Here is a 17,964-nt window from a genome sequence, read left to right as displayed (position 1 = left end):
GTCTGAACGATGTTTCCGCGGAGGAGGGGCGACAGGGGGAAGGGAAATGACGGCCATTTTAGAAAGTCCATCTACCGGTGCATGGCCGCATGGTTTCCGCTTGTGTCCCGGGTGCGGCGCAGCCGAGCCCCTTGATGCATCCGCACTCTGCTGGCCTCCCGGATGGACCTGTGATGCCTGCAGCCATGCATTGACATTTGATGATGGTATTGCGCTAGCTGCTCCGGACCTTGCGAATACGATCTCTGGATTTGATCCCGCCGATTTCGATTATCTTTCCCTCGCCGAGCTCGGTCATTTCTGGTTCGCCGCCCGCCGTCGCCTTATCGTTGCGCTTGCAAGAAAATACGCGCCGGACGCGCGACGCTTTCTTGAAATCGGCTGCGGATCGGGCAATGTCATTGCTGCGCTTGCCTTATCGCGCCGTTGGGACCGCATACTGGGTACTGAAATCCATCCTCGCGGATTGCATCTTGCTCGGCAGCGTCTGCCGGGCAATGTCGAACTGATGCAGCTCGATGCACGGCGGATTCCCTTCAAAGATAGCTTCGACCTAGCAGGCGCCTTCGATGTGCTAGAACATATAGCGGAAGACGAACATGTAATGGCGGAGATAGCGAAGTCGTTGGTGAGAGGAGGCACTTTTCTGGCTACCGTGCCCCAGCATCCATCGTTATGGAGCGCCTCGGACGAGGTGGCACATCACGAACGCCGTTATCGCCGCGGTGAAATGGAAGAAAAGCTCGAACGGGCCGGTTTCAGCGTCGTCTTTTCAACAAGTTATACCGTGGGCCTCCTTCCTGTTATGGCACTGAGTCGTGTCCTCTCTCGCGGCGCGCCGGACACCCGCGACCCGCGCGAGATCGCGCGCCAGGAATTCGAAATTTCACCTTTGATAAATTCGTTGCTTGCGATCATCACTACAGCCGAGGTGGCAATGACGGAGAGGGGAATTCGTTGGCCGGCCGGCGGGAGCCGCGTGGTGGTCGCTAGGAAACTTTGAAAGAAACTTAATGGCCCAGGATACGTCAGGCATTCTTGCCATCCTTTCAAACCCGACGGTTTATGATTTTGCGCAGACCTTGATGGGCGCGCGCCGGAATCGGGTATGGATGCAACGCGAATTCATCAAGGCCCGGCCAGGTGAACGAGTGCTGGATGTCGGCTGCGGCACGGCTGACATTCTATCGGTAATGCCGGATGTACAATATCTCGGATTTGACATAAGCGAGCCCTATATCGAGAAGGCCCGCAACAGGTGGGGAGAGAGAGGGCAATTTCAGGCCAGTCTTCTGGACAAGGCAGCGCTCGCGAAATTTGGTACCTTCGATCTTATCTTGGCGACGGGCCTCCTTCACCATTTGGATGACCCGGAAGTCGACGAATTATTTGATGCCTTCGCTTCCGGGCTGAAACCGGGGGGGCGTATCATCACGGTGGACGGTACCTTCGTGCCCGGCCAGAATCCGCTGGCGCGGTTCATCGTTGGGCAGGACCGGGGAAAGAGCATCCGTAGTCCGGAGGGATACACAGAGCTGGCGCGGCGCCATTTTGGGGACGTGACTGGGTGGCTCAAAGAACGGGCATGGATTCCGTATACTTACTGGATCATGCAAATACGCTCCTGAAATATGATACGAATCGCGCAATGTCGGTCGCATCCGCCGGGGGATGCATTTGGGGAAGTGCATGAGGAAGACACAGACAATCGGTGCGTGGTGCCGGGACGGAGCGCGATGGCCGTAGTTCCATTTAACGTCGCTTCGGTGCTCGGGCGCGAGATGGAGTACATTGAGGACGCCATCAGAAGCCAGCATATTTCCGGCAACGGAAAATATACCTCACTGTGCAGTTCCTATCTGGTTGATCACATCGGCAGTTCGGCATGTTTCCTCACTCCATCTTGTACCGATGCTCTGGAAATGTCCGCCCTGCTCGCGGATCTACATGTCGGCGACGAAGTCATCATGCCGTCCTACACCTTCACCAGTACTGCCAATGCTGTGGTGCTGCGTGGAGCCGTTCCGGTTTTTGTAGATATTAGACGCGATACGCTGAATATCGACGAGACCTTGATAGAGCAGGCCATCACCTCCCGAACCAAAGCGATCATGGTGGTTCATTACGCTGGCGTTGGATGTGAGATGGACGCCATTCTGGAGATCGCCAGGCGATACGACCTGATTGTCATAGAGGACGCCGCGCAAGGTCTCTATGCAGATTATCGTGGCAAGCCACTCGGATCGTTCGGCCATCTCAGCGCCTTCAGTTTTCACGAAACAAAAAACATAGTTTCGGGTGAAGGCGGAGCATTGATGATTAACGACTCTAAATTCATCGATCGCGGAGAGATACTGTGGGAAAAGGGAACAAATCGCGTCAAATACAAGCGTGGCATCGTCAACAAGTATAATTGGGTGGATGTCGGATCGTCGTTTTTGCCAAGCGAGATTACGAGCGCATTCCTGTATGCTCAGCTTGAGGTGGGCCGCCAGGCAACAGATCAAAGGCTTGCACTCTGGCAGGCCTATCACGACGCCTTCAGACCTCTGCAGGAAACGGGCAAGCTGTCGATTCCCAATCCGCCAGACCATTGCGCGCATAACGGTCATATTTTCTACATCCTGGCTCCCACGGCCAAGCACCGCGAGATCTGGCTCGACCAGTTAGGCGTGCGGGACGGGATCAATGCAGTCATTCATTATGTCCCATTGCATTCTGCACCCGCAGGCCTCAGGTTTGGACGGAGTTGTGGGGAGATGACCGTGACCGACGAAATTTCGGCCCGGCTGGTCCGTTTGCCACTGCATCTGCAGTTGTCGCCAGATGATGTCAGCAGGGTTATTCAATCCGTGGAGCGATTGCCGGTTTGATGTATTCCTTATCCAGTGATCGCCCCCGGCGGACCGACGCCTGATGAGCACCAAATCGCAAATAGATCTTTCCGTTGTCCTGCCGGTTTACAAATGCGGCGCCGCCCTTAGCGAGTTGCACCAGCGCCTTACGCGCATTCTCGCGACGATGTCCGTTTCCTATGAAATAATTCTGGTCGACGACGGGTGTCCGGATAATGGCTGGAGGGGGATAGTAGACCTTGCCCGTCAGGATACTCATGTCGCGGGCATCAGACTCAGCCGTAATTTCGGGCAGGCGATCGCCATTGCCGCAGGACTGGCCGAGAGTCGCGGCGAAAAGGTCATCGTCATGGACGCTGATCTTCAGGACCCGCCTGAAGCGATACCGATTCTCTGGGACAAGGCACAAACTGGAGCCGCACTTGTCTACGGCAGGCGCGATGAAGAGCATCAGTCGATGATGCGCATGGCGGCCGGCAAGTTATATTTCGCGTTCCTTAGAATGATTTCCGGACGCGCAATCGATCCGCGCTATGGGACTTTCACATTGCTATCCCGTCCCACCGTGGACGCCTATCTGCGATTTACTGAACCAAACAGGCATTACCTCTTCATCCTCTACTGGTTAGGCTTTGACGGCGTCGATGCGGATTACAAGAGGCACAAACGTGAGATCGGACAATCCAGCTACCGGTTCGGGAGCCTTCTCCGGCATTCCTTTCAGGGTGTGTTGTTCTACTCTCAGTCGTTGAGACGTTTGCTGGCAGCCTGTGCCATAGGGATGGGCGTGACGGCGCTCCTATTGTTCGGGGGGGCTGGCAGCCGGCGCCGGGGACTTGTTCTGGAAACCGCTGGCGGCACTTTATGGCTTGCTGTTGGCGGGGGCAGTTTTAGTTATGGGTGTGCTCGCAGGCCAAGTATACGAACAGACCAAGCGACGGCCGCTCTATGTTGTCATGAAAAGGACAACTCGCGCTGGCTGTGAGTGATAATACTGACGTGGGATCAGCCGCCGAGTATTAGGTCATCCCATTGAACGACTTTGTTTCCATCATGTGTGAGCCGGTTTGCGACGGCGCCCTGAATCTCCGGCCGGACGGCGAGAAGAAGAGTGCGTGGTTGTCCGTCAGTGGAAGGACCATAAATGCGGACCGGCTGCCGATCAAAGGAGCCTGGCACGTCCGAAAGAACTCCCGCGACACGGGACCATGTTTCTGGTGCATAGGTGCGAAGCATCTGTGCGCTTTCACCGCCTCCAAATGCCCAAACATTTCCACCTGCCGACTCGATACGTTGAACAAGTGCGGAATCGAGCTGATGCCACGCCAGCAGAAAGCGATATCTCCATTCATAAAGACCTTGGGCAGGCGCACCAATGCGCGCAGATTCGTCTGCTTCGCTTGACCTTCGCAGTAGAAGAGCTTGGAACGGGCCTAGAGAGACCGGTGCGATAACGCGCTGGGTGATCGTTAACCCCGCCTTTCTTGCGATGTTGTCAATGGCAAGCGCAGTGAAGGAGTGCAGATGGTCATAAACCAGAAGCTCTGACGATGGGCGCTCACCGTCCGGACAGACGACGATAAGGCATCCGTTGTCCGCAACGGCAGTCACTGCATGAGAGAGAAATGCCGTCGGATCGTGCGCATGCTCGACGACATTGATTGCGAGAACTATGTCCGCATCAGCACCGGATACGTCGATGTCCTGAAGCAAGCCGGTCTGGATGTCGAAGCCAGATTCGCGGGCATGGCCGGCGGCGATCGGTGAGGGTTCGAGGCCCTTGAGCCGCCAGTCAGGCATTCGGCGATGGAGCTCTGTCAAAAACGAGCCATTGCCTGCTCCAATCTCAAAAACAGTTTCGACAGGCCGCGCGCCGATCAGCGCCAGAATCCAGTCCGCATATCTTCTCTGCCGTTGCATTTCGAAACTGTCGCCGGCCGGATGTGCATAGAGCTCGTATCCTTCTTTGAAGATGGCCTCAAGCTGGTCCTTCGATGGTGGGCTTACATGCCGCACAAGGCGACAGTCACGGCAATGTTCCTTGTTGAGTTGGGCTTCGAGAAAACGTCCGTCGGAAAGCATTGCGGAACGCGACCAGCCGGGCAAGGGCAGCCAGTCGTTACCGTCGCATGATGGGCAAGATTCGCTTCTCTGCATCCGTCGAAAACCCCGCTATCTGGCTCGAAAAGCTGTCGCCGTAATTCTGCGCTGTTCGCAACTTTGTTGTGTGACATAGTTCCAGACAAGGGCCAAGAAGGCTATCGTCGTGAATCGACGGTTATTCGGCGCGCGTACCCGTTCAATAGCGCCCAGGCGGCGGTCCCATACAAAGAAACGACGATGGACAAAAAGAAGCAGGTCTGGCGCAGGTTGGGGCGTGTGATTGCTCCAGAGGCTTCAGCGCCATGGTGGCAAAGCCACGCAAGCTATCCGACGGCATTGGTGAGAAGTGACGGCCTGATCGATGTGTACTTCTCAGTCCGGGATGCAACGAGCAGGTCGTCGCTAGCCAGCGTCACACTCTCGCTCGACGGTGAAGGTTTCCAGAGAGAGTCAGCCCCGAAAGGGCCTCTCCTCGGACCGGGTATGCGAGGGGCTTTCGACGCTGATGGAGTTTCGGTTGGTTGTGTGATCGAGAAGGACAACGAACTAATTGCTTACTATCTCGGCTGGTCGGTCGGGGTGTCGGTACCTTTTTCAAACTTCATCGGAATCGCCACCGCTCCCCGGACGGGTGACGCAGTTTTTCGCCGCCGGGAAATTGTCCCGGTCATCGGTCGTTCCGCCGTCGATCCTTTTACGCTCGGCTATCCATGGGTCATGCGTAGTGGCTCGGAGTATCGAATGTGGTACGGCAGCCATCTCGCATGGGGAGAGGTGGGCCTTGAGATGAAGCATGTAATCAAGGAAGCGAAATCCTCCGATGGATTTTCCTGGTCCGCTATCGGGAAGGTGGCTATTCCGTTGAAAGGTGCTGAGGACCCGCAAGAATTTGCGGTGTCCAGACCTAGCGTCGTCGCGGAGGCCGATGGAATTTGGTCTATGTGGTATGCGCGGCGGCGGCCGGGGTATGAATTGGGTTTTGCAATATCAGATGACGAAGGTGCGACGTGGCAGCGTCAAGATGAACGAATTGCGTGGACGGGCAGTCCGGATGATTGGGATGATCGTGAACAGACTTATCCATGTGTCTTTGATCACCACGGCCGTCGCTACATGCTATATAACGGCAACGGATATGGTCGGACCGGGTTCGGTCTAGCCGTCCTGGAAACTAGCTGAACTCTTTCTTTTTCGTACGCGACCTATAGTACGCGGCAACATCCAGCGGGACAGTTGAGTCGTAACCGAGAAGCTGACGGACGCCGGGATCGTCGCTGAATGTGTCACCCAATGCCGCAGGCAGGTCTATCTGCTGTTTGAGCATAGGGATCGAATAGACGTGATTGACAGCACGTCTTTCGCGATCGGTCCTGTTGACCCCACCTGAATGATAAAGCATGCAGTCGAGAATGATAAAACTGCCGGCAGGAGCGGGAATTTGGACCTTGAGCGCGTCTACCGTCGCATCTGAAGGGTAGGCGGACTGTTTGTGGCTTCCAGGCAGGACGTAGGTCGCGCCATTTTCCGTCGTGAAGTCATCGAGGCAAAACAACGCATTAATCGCCAGCGGCCGATCCGAAACAAAGTGTTGGTAAGGCAGATCGCGGTGAAACGCTCCTTGATTATAGCGCGTCGAATTGCCTGGATTCGATATGCCATTCTGCTGATTGAGAATAAAGTAATCTCCGATCATGCGACGGCACAGCTCGATAATGGCTTGATTGAGCGCGAGATCGAGAAAGACACGCTCATACATCATCGGTATCCGGATCGTGTTATGTTCGTCTATTTTCTCAAGTGAGTCTTTGCCACCGAAGTGCTCCTCCATCTTCCTTCTCGCGGCGCAAAACGCCTCCTGTAGTTGGGTGAGTTCTGCCCTGCTATAGGATCCGTCTAGAACGGCATAGCCAAGAAGTCTGAGCTGCTCGATCGCCCGGTCGATGGCCGTCACGGAAAGTGTCTGCTCTTTTACACCGTAGTGTGATGTCTCTGACATGTTCCCTTTCTGAAAGCCGGTGTATCGGATTCTACCGGCTATTCGCGGTACGCTGCTGCCAGACGTTGTAGCTCTCTGGCTTGAGTATATGTTCGAAATAGAGTTGCCTTGCGGAAGCGGCAGACCTGATGCAAAGATTCGTTTCTCCGCGTTCCTGTGCCTCAAGGGCGGAGGTACGAAGTGCTCCGACGCTTTCGTACAAATTTTTATCGGGAGTCGCCGCTTCGGCGAGCGCTTCCACAAGCGCGACTCCCGCTTGGCAGAGCGAAGGGGAGGCGTTCCTTTGTATATATAAATCGAGGTCCGGCTGGGCCTGCATGATGGCAATGGTTCTGAATAGGCAGTTAATCTGAAACTCGCCATAGCGCGAAACCAGCAGCTCCCTTGATGAAGCCACAAATTCGGACTGCCTTAATAACTCCCCGTCGGTGTCGATCAACGTGTTCAGCCATCCGGCGTCTGCAAGACATGGATAGTTGAGAGCCACAAGAACTGAGTCCGATTTGAGAAACTCAGGCAATTCCATGCGACGCAGCGCGCGATCTACTCCATTCTGATCGAACTCAAGGCTTATTAGATTGCCGGTCTCGATATCAATGCGCCCGTGGCAGAGGTCATAGACATCGGGCGACAAGGCCGTATAGCTCTCCAGGTCTTTCGCGGATGGCCATGATACCTTGCCGATTGTTACGACCAAGTCCGCGTAGGGAACAACCTGGACCGCAGTCAAAAGAGATTCCACGTACATGGGTGATACATCGCGCCAGAAGTCCATGTCGCAGCCCAGGTTCATACGTGACATTCGCCGGGCGTGTTTGATGATGAAATACCGCTGCCGATCGCTCATGTTGAAGAGATGAGGGGACGACAGAGGCTTGGTCAAAACATTGCCCTCCGGCATATCCAGCGACGGCTGCATCGTCGCCGAAAACCGTAGTGTAAAAAGCGCGAGGTCGCTTTCGTTGAAGACATTGATTTTTCCAATCCCGAAACCGAGAGGGGCCGCGCCGAAGGCTGATGCCGCCCACCGGCCGGGAGCAATTTCATCGGCTGCGGTAGTGAATGTTGGCAGACGCAGCAAGAAAGCCGTCGAAAGGACGACAAGGGTGACCAGCACGGCGTGAATGGCCGCTGAATATGCCGGCGCACCAGACTGCGGATCAATATTCTTGGAATGTCCAAAACGAGAAAACTTGTCGGGAATTGTAGAAAACTCGCAGACACCAAAAAGCCGAGTGCGGCGGTCGGCGATGAAACGATAAACGGCAGGACCGATCCATAGCTTACGACCGAGCCAGAGGACAGGCCACGCAGGCCAGAGAAGAAAAACTCGTGCAGCGACGGTTTCGTAGAGCCGGTAGCCATCATATCTTTTACCAGTCGCTTCCTCAATCCCGACGAGATCGGTAAGCCCTTCCTCCAACGAAACACCGAACTTTTCCGCCGTCACCATGTTTCGGTGAATGGGCATAAAGACAAGCCGACCAAAGATGTCGAACCAAGAAAGCGTCTTCACTGTCCGGTCGCACAGATTGCAACGGTCGTCGAACAGTACGGAAAGCTTCTTGGTCTCATTACTTCCGAAGACTGGTCCTGTCGCAAAGACCGCGAACCAGAAGATCAACTCGTACCAGCCCAGATAGCTGAGCGGCAGGACGAAGGTGCTGATCAGGAAGAAGGCGATGCCCCACAAGATGATGAAATAGCGAACTATGGCCCCGAGAAAGAGGCCTGGCAGGAGCAGCACATACCAGAATGCCATGCCGACAATCGCGAGGCGGCAGAAATTCACGAAAAACCATGGTGCCGCTTGATAAGCGTCCCATGCGAGATCGACAAAATGTGGATTGGAGGCCGGTGACAGGAGGACCCAGTTAATGACAAGGCCTGAGGTCCACGCCTCATCATGAATGTGCCAGCTGATCGAATAGAGGCAAAGACAATAATAGGCGAGCAGGGCAGCGAGCTTGGCAATCAGAATTCGGTCGGCGGAAACCGAACCGAAGAAGCGATACATTGCATCGACTCCCCATGCGAAGGTGCCGTTGCCTTTGTGGAGGAGACTGTCGATGGAAAGTGTGCGGCCGGCGGGCGCTAAGAGAAAAAGCAGAAGCGCGATGGACAATACCATGGTACCGAGCGTCGACGCCCCGAGCGCGTTGTCGATCAGAATGTTGGCCGAGCTCATTAACAAGAGAAGTGCCACCGGTGTTGCCACACCCAGCATCACCAGTAGCGACAAACCAGTCGCAACTCCGGCAACAAGCACGATGTCGTAGGAGCCATTCGACAGCGCGAGGGAAAGGATGAGGCCGTATCGTCCGGTGGCGAAAGCGCCTATCGCGATCCGGGCGATGTCTAGTTTTCGGAGATCGTGGTCAATTTCGTGTTCGGGAAGTGCGTGCCTTTTTCTGACCCAGCCCGCTAGCGTCGCCATGGCGCGACCCATCCTCCCCGATAGCCACCTTGACCTCGCGGAAATCGCAAAGGACAGGAGGAGGAGAGACCAGAAAATCAGGAACTCCGTTTGTGGTCCAATATCGGTGAAGCCCGGTATCATTAGGAACCCTTCCGTTGTCACCATTCTTTCTCATCTCTGCTTCGAGGTTTACTGAAATTTGGACAAAATGGAAGCTGTGAGCCATTTCTATACAGCGGATATGGCAGGATTGCCGCGACGGGTTAACCGCCATCGTCGAAGTCAGTATCCTCTTTTGGTCTATTGGAAGGATCAAATTCCGGAACGGGCAGGCCGGCATGGGGCTCACAGGACACCGATAATGCTAGATGGGGAGCGCGTTTTAATGGATCAGAACGGACAAGCTGCACGGCGGGCAATACTGGTCTTGGGGATGCACCGCAGCGGTACGTCCGCGTTGACGGGGGTCCTCTCCGCGTTAGGCGTTACAGCGCCAAACACGCTCATAAGGGGCAACGAATGGAATCGCCGCGGTTACTGGGAATCTGCCAAACTCTACCATTTTCATGAAAACCTGCTGGCAGCGGCTGGAAGCGAGTGGAATGACTGGAGCCAGTTTGACAGCACTTGGTCTTCAGGAGCAGCCGCTGAACCTTTCTCGATTAAATTGGCCCGCATAGTTGAGGATGAGTTTGGAAGCGCCCTACTATTTGCTGTCAAAGATCCAAGAATGTGCCGCTTTCTACCTCTTTGGCTGCAGACCTTGAAAAGCCTGGGAGTTCAAACCTCCGTTATTCTGTCTTTGCGCGAGCCGATGGAGGTTGCGATCTCACTTCGCCGTCGAGACGGGATGAGCCTCAATGAGGGGTTGCTTCTGTGGCTTCGGCACACTCTTGATGCGGAGTTTTCGTCACGCGGACTGAATAGAAGTTTCGTCTACTACGACGCCCTGCTTGCGGATTGGCGTTCCGTCGTGCGGCAGATAGGTGCTGAACTGACCATTCCGTTTTCTCGACTAACGGAGGACGCAGAAAAGGATCTGAATGAATTTGTCAGCAAGGAGCTGAAAAACAACACAGCAACGTTAAACGAGGCAGATGTTCCGACGCCGTTGCTGAGATGGGTCGAGAAAAGCCATTATGCCTTTCAAGGGCTGGCCCGGAAGACAGGCTCTGAGGAGATATTCCTTCGAACGCTGGACGAAGTCAGAAATGAATTCGACCAATATTGCAGAATTTTCTCAGAAACGAGCAAGAGGCGCAGACTCAGCATTCAGAAGAACGACCCAGAGAAATCCTATCTCGGTCGAAAAATAGAACGATCTTTGAAAGGGCTGATGGGAGAGAAGCTCAACCATGCCCGTCGTGTATGGGGAATTAAAACTCTTCTTGTATGCGAACCGATTCTCAAAAAGGAATACGCAGAAAATCTTCGGAGACGCCTCGACAGGATCGAGATTAGGCATCGGTTCAAGTTATAACCTGATTATCAATCTTGATTTTCCAATGGCGCGCGGCGGGGGGGCAGCGTTGATAAAAAAGTTTTTGGCACTGGGGAATAATTATTTAGCCGTGACAGCGCTTGTCGCTGCGGGGTGCGCATTTGCATTTTATGCCTGGCAGAGAGATATCGGTCTCGACCTCTGGGACGAAGGGTTTTTATGGTACGGCGTCCAACGCACCATGTTGGGTGAGGTGCCGGTTCTCGACTTCTTCGCATACGATCCAGGACGATATTATTGGTCCGCCGCGATCATGCTTGTATTGGATGACGCGGGCCTTCTTGCCTTACGGATCGCAGGGGCGGCGATCCAGGCCATCGGCTTGTTCTTCGGGTTATTGGCACTGGGAACGGTTACAAAGAAAGAGGACCGGTTCTTCATACTCATAGCGGCAATTACGCTCGTCATATGGATGTTTCCTAGGCATAAATATTTCGACATCACGGCATTACTCGCACTGATTTTTGTTTTCACGTGGCTCGTGCAACGCGCCGATCTTCGGCGGTACTTTATTGCGGGACTGACCGTGGGAATCGTGGCGGTCTTTGGAAAAAACCACGGAGTCTACGGCCTCACGGCAAGCGCACTCATATTGGGTTATTTGTGGCTCGAACGCAGCGGGCCGGGTCTTCTTAAAAGCATATCGGCGCTGTCGGCAGGGATCGCTGCCGGATACGCGCCTGTGTTAATTCTCATGGTTATGCAGCCCGGCTTCACGGAAGCTTTCTGGCAGAGCATTGTGTTTCTGCTAACTGGCGGCGCAGCAATAATTCCGGTCAACATACCTTGGCCGTGGCGAGTTTCGTTTGGCGACAAAACGATAATTGGCCTTGTCTTTCTTGCCGTGTTTGTTTGGGCCGTTGTGGGGATTCCGTGGATTTTATGGCTCCGCTACAAACACAAACACGTGCCGGCACTATGGGTCTCCTGTGCAGCGCTTGGCTTGCCGTATGCGCATGCTGTCTCCCTGCGCGCGGACATTCCTCACTTGTCCCAAGCTCTGTATCCGGTTTTGTTGGCTGCACTGGGCGGGATTGCAATGCAAAGGCCTGCGAAAAGAATGGCGTGCGCTGGATTCATATGCCTACTCAGTATTGTCGTGATGTTGGGGCGGCATCCCGGGTGGGACTGCCGGCCGGGGAAAGAGTGCGCAGAGGTTGAGCTGCTAGGTGACCGGCTGAAGCTTCCGCCAAGCGTAGACAGAGATATGAAGCTGCTTAACAGCTTGAACGAACAATACGCGGCTCCTGCGCGCACCTTCTTCGTAGCGCCCTTCTGGCCCGGCGCTTATGCGGCGTTCGAGAAGAAAGCTCCCGTTTGGGAAGTCTATGCATTTGCCACGCGTGACGATGCTTTCCAACGGAGAGAAATTGCGCGTATCGAAGCTGCAAATCCCGGCTTCGTATTGATTTATGACCTGCCGCTCGATGGTCGCGACGAGTTGCGCTATAGCCGGTCGCACGCATTGATTGCAGAATACGTCGAGAAAAACTATGTCTTGCTGGAAGGCTACTCGGAGAACCCCGCATACAGGATTTACGCCTCTAAGCAGAACAGACAATGAAGAAAGTTGCGATACTCCAGTCGAACTACATCCCTTGGAAGGGCTATTTCGATCTCATTGCGTCGGTGGACGAGTTCATTCTCTACGACGACATGCAATACACGCGGCGCGACTGGCGGAACCGAAACCAGATCAAAACTCCGCAAGGGCTGATGTGGCTTACGGTTCCTGTCAAGGTCAAGGGAAAGTACCATCAGAAGATTTGCGAGACGGAAATCGATGGAGTGGACTGGCCTGAAGGGCACTGGAAGAGCATCTCATCCAACTACAAGCGAGCGCCCTTTTTTGCCGAGGTGACGGAATGGTTATCTCCTTTCTATCTGGAGAAGCGCTATTCGCATCTTTCCATCCTCAACCGCGATCTGCTTGAAGCCATCTGTCGCTACCTTGGAGTTTGCACAACAATCACAAACTCCTCGGACTATGAACTGGTCCAGGGGCAAACCGAACGACTTGCCAGTCTCTGCGAACAAGCCGGTGCCTCTGAATATATCTCCGGTCCTGCAGCGAGGGAGTATCTCGACGAGGAGGTTTTTCGCCGCAAAGGTATCGGCGTCACCTGGTTCGATTACAGCGGTTATCCCGAGTATCCTCAGCTTTGGGGTGATTTCGTGCACACCGTTTCAATCGTCGATCTGCTATTCAATTGTGGTAGTTCTGCCGGCCAATATATGAAAGCAGCCGGCCGGCGGTAGGCCGAATGGGGGTGTGTTGTTCGACGATCAGCGACGTGAGTTTAATATATTTGCGGTCGGATTAATCTCTAACGCGCCCGCTCTGCTTCAGAAATATATCGGCCGTTTCATATCTTTCGAAGCCTGCTGCTGGGAATCTTCGCGCGCTCCGTGCCTTGGCCGACATAAACGCCTTCCGCTTCTGCATCGGCGAGAATGATGGCGCCTGCGCCGATTACACAGCACTCACCGATTTTTATGTGATCGCGAAGCGTGGCGTTCACGCCAATAAAGCTGCGTTCCCCGATTTCGACACCCCCGGAAACCACAACATGGGAAGCGATAAAGCAGTGATCGGAGATCACGGAATGATGGCCAATGTGATTTCCACTCCACAGGGTCACATTGTTGCCGATGGTAACAAAGGGCTGGATGGTGTTGTCTTCCAGGATGAAGCAATTTTCGCCGATCTTGCCTTGGTTAAGCACCGATGCGCGGGAACTTATGTAGCTTGCAATATTGTATCCAGCGGCTTTTGCGGCCAAATATTTGTCTTTTCGTAGCTGGTTGAGCTTGGAATAGCTCAGGGCGACAAAAAAATCGTGCTCCCGGGGCGGGAAGGCGTCAGTTACCTCTTCAAACGGGACCACGGGGAGGCCGCAAAAATTGTCCTGATCGATATGGGCGGCATCCACGCTGAAAGCGACAACTTCATGTGCTGAATCTGTCGAAAAATAGTAGTGCGCCAGTTGGGCAATGTCGCCGGCGCCGAAAATGACCAGCGGTTTTGTCATTAGAGTTTCCTCACCAGAATTGTGAATTCGTAGAGTCCGTAATCATGCAAGAGAGCCACTTGCCGGGAGTATTTTTTCTTGCAGATATCGAAAAGCTCGCACGGATCCGCGTAGTAGAGGTGGGGACGCATCTTGTCCTTATCCGAGTATGAGGTGAGGCAGTTGAAGGAAAATCCCAGTCTGCTGGTCCTGTGAAGCTGATCGAGCGTCTGTTCTATATAGCTGCGCCATTCTGCATCGGCGCGACCGAGCCTGACATTGAAGATGCCACTCGCCATGCCATAGTCGGCAGATGTTTGAGGTGTCGAGGAAACCGAGAAGGTGGCATTTCGGGCATGGCCAAACTGCCTGCGCGCAGCCATCACCATACTTTCGGAAACGTCGTACCCGAAATAGCTGACATCGGCGTAGCGAGTATCGAGATAGGAAAAAAGTGCGCCGTAGCCAGCACCGAGATCATTGACAGAAAAAGCGGGGCCGGAAGCGACCACCTTGCTAAGTTGTTCGAACCTCAACACCTGACCGGCCTCGCCGTTCCAGTCCACCCCCTGGGGCGTTTCTCCATGTTCCGCGAGTTTGCCGGAATAGTAGTCCGCAACTTCCGCAAGAATGGTGGTGTGAGAGTCGGTGCCGCTTTCTTTCACCATGAAAGCCGCCTTTCTTCGACGGAATCGACGACGTAGAGCGGTCGGCCTCGCGTCTGCTCGAATATCTTGCCGATATATAATCCTACGAATCCCAAACTAATAAGGATTACGCCTGTGCACAAAAGCATAAGCACGATGAGGCTTGTCCATCCGGGTATGCTTGCTTGGAACAGCTGTCGCCACACAAGATATGCCGCTGTAGCAGTGCCGCTGATTGCGATGAAGAAACCGAATCCGACGATCCAGTGAAGCGCGACGGTCGCCTGGAGGAGGATACCGTTGATTCCGATTCGGAAGAGGTGTCGCAGGCCGTAGCTGCTGCTGCCTGAATGCCGGCTCCGGTGAAGGAAGTCTACTGTTCCTACATTGAAGCCGAGGCAGCGGATGATGCTCAGATAGTAGCGCTCCCTTTCTTCAAATAGCAGAAAGCTGTCGACGACCTTTCTCGACAGAAGAGAAAAGGAGCCGTAGCTGCCGTCGATCTTCTCGTTGGTGAGCATGCGCGAAATTGCAACGAATATACGTGCAGCAAGTTGTCTGAACGGCGAGTGGCTTCGGGATACCCGGCGGGCGAGTACGAGGTCATGACCTTCCCGAAGCTTTGCGAATAGAGTGGGAATGAGATCCGGCGGATCCTGAAGATCGCAATCCATCACGACCGTGTAGTCACCCTTCGCTGCGGCAAGACCCGCCGTTATGGCTACTTGCTGTCCGTAGTTGCGGCTGAGGCGAACGGCTTTGAGTGAAGCATGGCGCTTCTGTAATTCTGGCAGAATCTGCCACCAGTTATCCGGACTTCTATCGTCAACAAGGATGATTTCGTACTGGTCGGTGAGGATAGACAAGTTGCGCTCGAGCTGGACACAAAGTTCCTCCAGGCAATCCCGGCAGCCATAGACAGGGACTACTGCACTGATCGTGAAGGGTTCGTTGCTCAAGGCGGCTCCTGCTAAATACATGTCCGGTTTAGAGCACTCTATCCATAGGAGTTTAGCGAGTGTGGCGAGGTTCGGAACCGGAAAAGATACTCCAGTCTATGCCCTTCCTGCGCCCGGCGCCGGAGGCTGATACTCTTCTCGGGTAAGCAGCTTGAGGTAATTACTGTACCCGTTGTTACCGCAGCTCGCGGCAAGGGCAATAAGTTGATCCGCATCGATATACTTAAGACGGTAGGCAACCTCATCGGGACTGCCGATCTTGAGGTTCTGGCGCTCTTCGATCGTTTCGACAAATTGGCTCGCCTGCAGCAATGTCTGGTGAGTGCCTGTGTCGAGCCACGTGAAACCACGACCCAGGATTTCCACTGTCAGGCATCCTCGATCCAGGTACATATTGTTGAGCGTGGTAATCTCCAGCTCGCCTCGTGCTGAAGGTCGAATTTCCGCGGCCATATCGACCACCTGCTCGTCGTAAAAATAAAGACCGGTGACCGCGTAGGGTGATTTGGGCCTCTTCGGTTTCTCTTCGATTGAAATCGCGTTTCCGTCCCGGTCAAACTCCACGACTCCATATCGTTCAGGGTCGGCGACCCAGTAGCCGAACACCGTGGCGCCGTTCTTCCGGGAAGCGGCGCGTTGGAGGATGCCGGAGAGCCCGTTGCCGTAGAATATGTTGTCGCCGAGAACCAGGGCACATCTCTCCCCGGCGATGAAATGCCGGCCGATAAGGAATGCCTGCGCCAGGCCTTCGGGGTTCGGCTGCACAGCGTAGGAAATCGAAATGCCCCACTGATTTCCATCTCCTAGGAGATTTTGGAAGGCAGCGGCGTCATGCGGTGTAGTTATGACGAGGATGTCCCGGCTGCCAGCAAGCATCAGTGTTGTGAGCGGGTAATAGATCATCGGCTTGTCGTAAACCGGCAGCAACTGTTTGGACACGGCACGCGTTATCGGGTAGAGGCGGGTGCCGCTTCCGCCAGCCAGTATTATTCCCTTCATTTCATGTACCCGCTTTTTGCGAGATTGCCGGACAGAAGTTGGTCCAGTACCTCGCCAAGACCTTCTTGCCACGGCCGCAGCACAAAGCCGAAAACATTACCGACCTGTGTGCAATCAAGCGCGACATTTGCGGGCCGGATCGACGCAGTTGGGTAGTCGGCCGTTCTGATGGATTTACGGTTCGCTGAGGCATTACACGTGCCGCCGCTTCCTTCAATATCGCTTCTGCACACTGTTGAAGTGCTAAACACCCCATGGCGGCTCGCCCCCGAAGGCGAGGTCTCCCATACCGCGTTTCATTACAACAAGAAGCCCCTCTGCAATATCTGCCGCGCAGCTCGGATTTCTGTGTCATATCGCCTGACGGGCGCCCATAAGGCCTAGCCGTTCACCTTGGTAGCGGTCGAGAAGCAACCGCGTCCAGATGGCTCTGTTGTCGATGTACCATTCAACAGTCTTTCTCAATCCGCTTTCAAAGCTTTCGACCGGCTGCCAACCCAACTCGCGCCGGATTTTCGATGTGTCTATCGCGTAACGCATATCGTGGCCTGGCCGGTCGGCAACGAACCGGATCAGGTTTTCATGGGGACGAAACGATGAGTGAGGCAAAATCTCGTCCAGAAGGCTGCAGATGGAGCGAACTACTTCTATGTTGGTGCGTTCGGCGTCGCCGCCGACATTGTAAGTTTCACCGACGCGCCCGCGTAGAGCTATCGTCATGAGCGCGCGCGCATGATCCTCGACGAACAGCCAGTCACGAATATTCATGCCGTTGCCGTATACCGGCAGGCTCTTGCCCTCAATGGCGTTGATGATGGTCAACGGGATCAGTTTTTCCGGAAACTGATGGGGGCCGAAATTGTTTGAGCAGTTGCTCGTTACTACAGGTATGCCATAGGTCGCATGCCATGCGCGCACCATATGATCCGATGCGGCCTTCGATGCTGAGTAGGGGGAATTAGGAGCGTAGGCCGTTTCTTCGGTGAAGTAGCCTTCTGCTCCCAGGCTTCCATAGACCTCGTCGGTCGACACGTGGTGGAACCGAAAAGCGCGCTTCTCCGCTCCATCGAGAGAAGACCAGTAGCTTCGCGCAGTCTCAAGAAGATTGACCGTACCGACTACATTAGTTTCGATAAAATCCGCAGGCGCATCAATGGAGCGATCAACATGCGACTCTGCCGCCAGATGCATCACGAGATGGGGGCGATAATCTCGAAAGACCCTCCTGAGTGCGTCAGGCTTGCGGATATCTGTATGGGAAAACCTGTAACGCGGATGTTCGCAGACGGAAGAGAGGGCGGCCTGATCGCTGGCATAAGTCAGGCAGTCGAGGTTGAGCACTTCATGTTCGGTTTCGTTGATTAAAAGCCGGATAACCGCAGATCCGATGAACCCAGCGCCGCCTGTAACTATAACGCGCATCTAGCCCTCTCCCAGGAGCTCGCCTCAGTCCTCACGTATAAATAGCCGCTTA

General features: G+C 54.5%; 16 protein-coding genes. 7 read left to right on the top strand and 9 right to left on the bottom strand.

The window, feature by feature from the left end; all coding sequences use genetic code 11:
* Positions 1-46 precede the first annotated feature (46 nt).
* The 4 genes from PLAV_RS16885 (at position 47) to PLAV_RS19125 (ending at position 3,840) form a co-directional block, all read left to right on the top strand.
* Positions 47-1,003 carry a class I SAM-dependent methyltransferase gene (locus tag PLAV_RS16885; protein WP_012112257.1) on the top strand — a complete coding sequence of 319 codons (957 nt, stop codon included), beginning with the start codon at positions 47-49 and terminating at the stop codon, positions 1,001-1,003.
* A 10-nt stretch (positions 1,004-1,013) separates the two neighbouring features.
* Positions 1,014-1,628 carry a class I SAM-dependent methyltransferase gene (locus PLAV_RS16880; protein WP_012112256.1) on the top strand — a complete coding sequence of 205 codons (615 nt, stop codon included), beginning with the start codon at positions 1,014-1,016 and terminating at the stop codon, positions 1,626-1,628.
* A gap of 108 nt (positions 1,629-1,736) precedes the next feature.
* Positions 1,737-2,873 (top strand): dTDP-4-amino-4,6-dideoxygalactose transaminase, encoded by a 1,137-nt coding sequence (rffA, locus tag PLAV_RS16875; protein WP_012112255.1) that lies wholly within the window; start codon positions 1,737-1,739, stop codon positions 2,871-2,873.
* A 43-nt stretch (positions 2,874-2,916) separates the two neighbouring features.
* Complete coding sequence (locus PLAV_RS19125) at positions 2,917-3,840, top strand: glycosyltransferase family 2 protein (RefSeq protein ID WP_012112254.1); 924 nt, start codon at positions 2,917-2,919, stop codon at positions 3,838-3,840.
* A 20-nt stretch (positions 3,841-3,860) separates the two neighbouring features.
* On the opposite strand, the gene PLAV_RS16865 is transcribed toward PLAV_RS19125, so the two are convergent.
* Positions 3,861-4,937 (bottom strand): class I SAM-dependent methyltransferase, encoded by a 1,077-nt coding sequence (locus tag PLAV_RS16865; RefSeq protein ID WP_168713214.1) that lies wholly within the window; start codon positions 4,935-4,937, stop codon positions 3,861-3,863.
* A 258-nt stretch (positions 4,938-5,195) separates the two neighbouring features.
* Here PLAV_RS16865 and PLAV_RS16860 point away from each other — a divergent pair, with 258 nt between their 5' ends.
* Complete coding sequence (locus PLAV_RS16860; protein WP_012112252.1) at positions 5,196-6,137, top strand: glycoside hydrolase family protein; 942 nt, start codon at positions 5,196-5,198, stop codon at positions 6,135-6,137.
* On the opposite strand, the gene PLAV_RS16855 is transcribed toward PLAV_RS16860, so the two are convergent.
* Together PLAV_RS16855 and PLAV_RS16850 are read right to left on the bottom strand one after the other, a co-directional pair.
* Positions 6,130-6,954, bottom strand: coding sequence for a phytanoyl-CoA dioxygenase family protein (locus tag PLAV_RS16855; protein WP_012112251.1), 825 nt, complete (start codon positions 6,952-6,954; stop codon positions 6,130-6,132). The genes PLAV_RS16860 and PLAV_RS16855 overlap by 8 nt on opposite strands.
* Positions 6,955-6,985: 31 nt before the next feature.
* Entirely contained in the window at positions 6,986-9,391 is a 2,406-nt protein-coding gene (locus tag PLAV_RS16850; RefSeq protein ID WP_012112250.1) for a thiol-disulfide oxidoreductase DCC family protein, read from the bottom strand.
* A 1,337-nt stretch (positions 9,392-10,728) separates the two neighbouring features.
* Here PLAV_RS16850 and PLAV_RS16840 point away from each other — a divergent pair.
* Both PLAV_RS16840 and PLAV_RS16835 read left to right on the top strand, forming a co-directional pair.
* Complete coding sequence (locus PLAV_RS16840) at positions 10,729-12,438, top strand: hypothetical protein (RefSeq protein ID WP_143710249.1); 1,710 nt, start codon at positions 10,729-10,731, stop codon at positions 12,436-12,438.
* A complete protein-coding gene (locus PLAV_RS16835; protein ID WP_012112245.1) occupies positions 12,435-13,133 on the top strand; it encodes a WbqC family protein in 699 nt (232 codons plus the stop codon). Before PLAV_RS16840 ends, PLAV_RS16835 begins: the two co-directional genes overlap by 4 nt.
* Before the next feature lie 107 nt (positions 13,134-13,240).
* Here the strand turns inward: PLAV_RS16835 and PLAV_RS16830 are convergent, their stop codons facing one another.
* From PLAV_RS16830 to rfbB, 6 genes are all read right to left on the bottom strand, one after another.
* Positions 13,241-13,906: an acetyltransferase gene (locus tag PLAV_RS16830; protein ID WP_012112244.1), complete on the bottom strand. Its 666-nt coding sequence runs from the start codon at positions 13,904-13,906 to the stop codon at positions 13,241-13,243.
* On the bottom strand, positions 13,906-14,553 hold the full coding sequence (locus PLAV_RS16825; protein ID WP_012112242.1) for a class I SAM-dependent methyltransferase: 648 nt from the start codon (positions 14,551-14,553) through the stop codon (positions 13,906-13,908). Before PLAV_RS16825 ends, PLAV_RS16830 begins: the two co-directional genes overlap by 1 nt.
* On the bottom strand, positions 14,547-15,491 hold the full coding sequence (locus PLAV_RS16820) for a glycosyltransferase family 2 protein (protein ID WP_012112241.1): 945 nt from the start codon (positions 15,489-15,491) through the stop codon (positions 14,547-14,549). The genes PLAV_RS16825 and PLAV_RS16820 overlap by 7 nt, the downstream gene beginning before the upstream one ends.
* Positions 15,492-15,587: 96 nt before the next feature.
* A complete protein-coding gene (gene rfbA, locus PLAV_RS16815) occupies positions 15,588-16,490 on the bottom strand; it encodes a glucose-1-phosphate thymidylyltransferase RfbA (RefSeq protein WP_012112240.1) in 903 nt (300 codons plus the stop codon).
* Positions 16,487-16,723: a sugar nucleotide-binding protein gene (locus PLAV_RS20080; RefSeq protein ID WP_425357302.1), complete on the bottom strand. Its 237-nt coding sequence runs from the start codon at positions 16,721-16,723 to the stop codon at positions 16,487-16,489. Before PLAV_RS20080 ends, rfbA begins: the two co-directional genes overlap by 4 nt.
* Before the next feature lie 118 nt (positions 16,724-16,841).
* Positions 16,842-17,912 (bottom strand): dTDP-glucose 4,6-dehydratase, encoded by a 1,071-nt coding sequence (gene rfbB / locus PLAV_RS16810; RefSeq protein ID WP_012112239.1) that lies wholly within the window; start codon positions 17,910-17,912, stop codon positions 16,842-16,844.
* Between the last annotated feature and the right edge of the window lie 52 nt (positions 17,913-17,964).

This window comes from Parvibaculum lavamentivorans DS-1, assembly GCF_000017565.1.
In the GTDB taxonomy this organism is placed as follows: domain Bacteria; phylum Pseudomonadota; class Alphaproteobacteria; order Parvibaculales; family Parvibaculaceae; genus Parvibaculum; species Parvibaculum lavamentivorans.
Note: the sequence above shows the minus strand (reverse complement) of the source record. Positions and strands in the feature narration are given on the sequence as shown.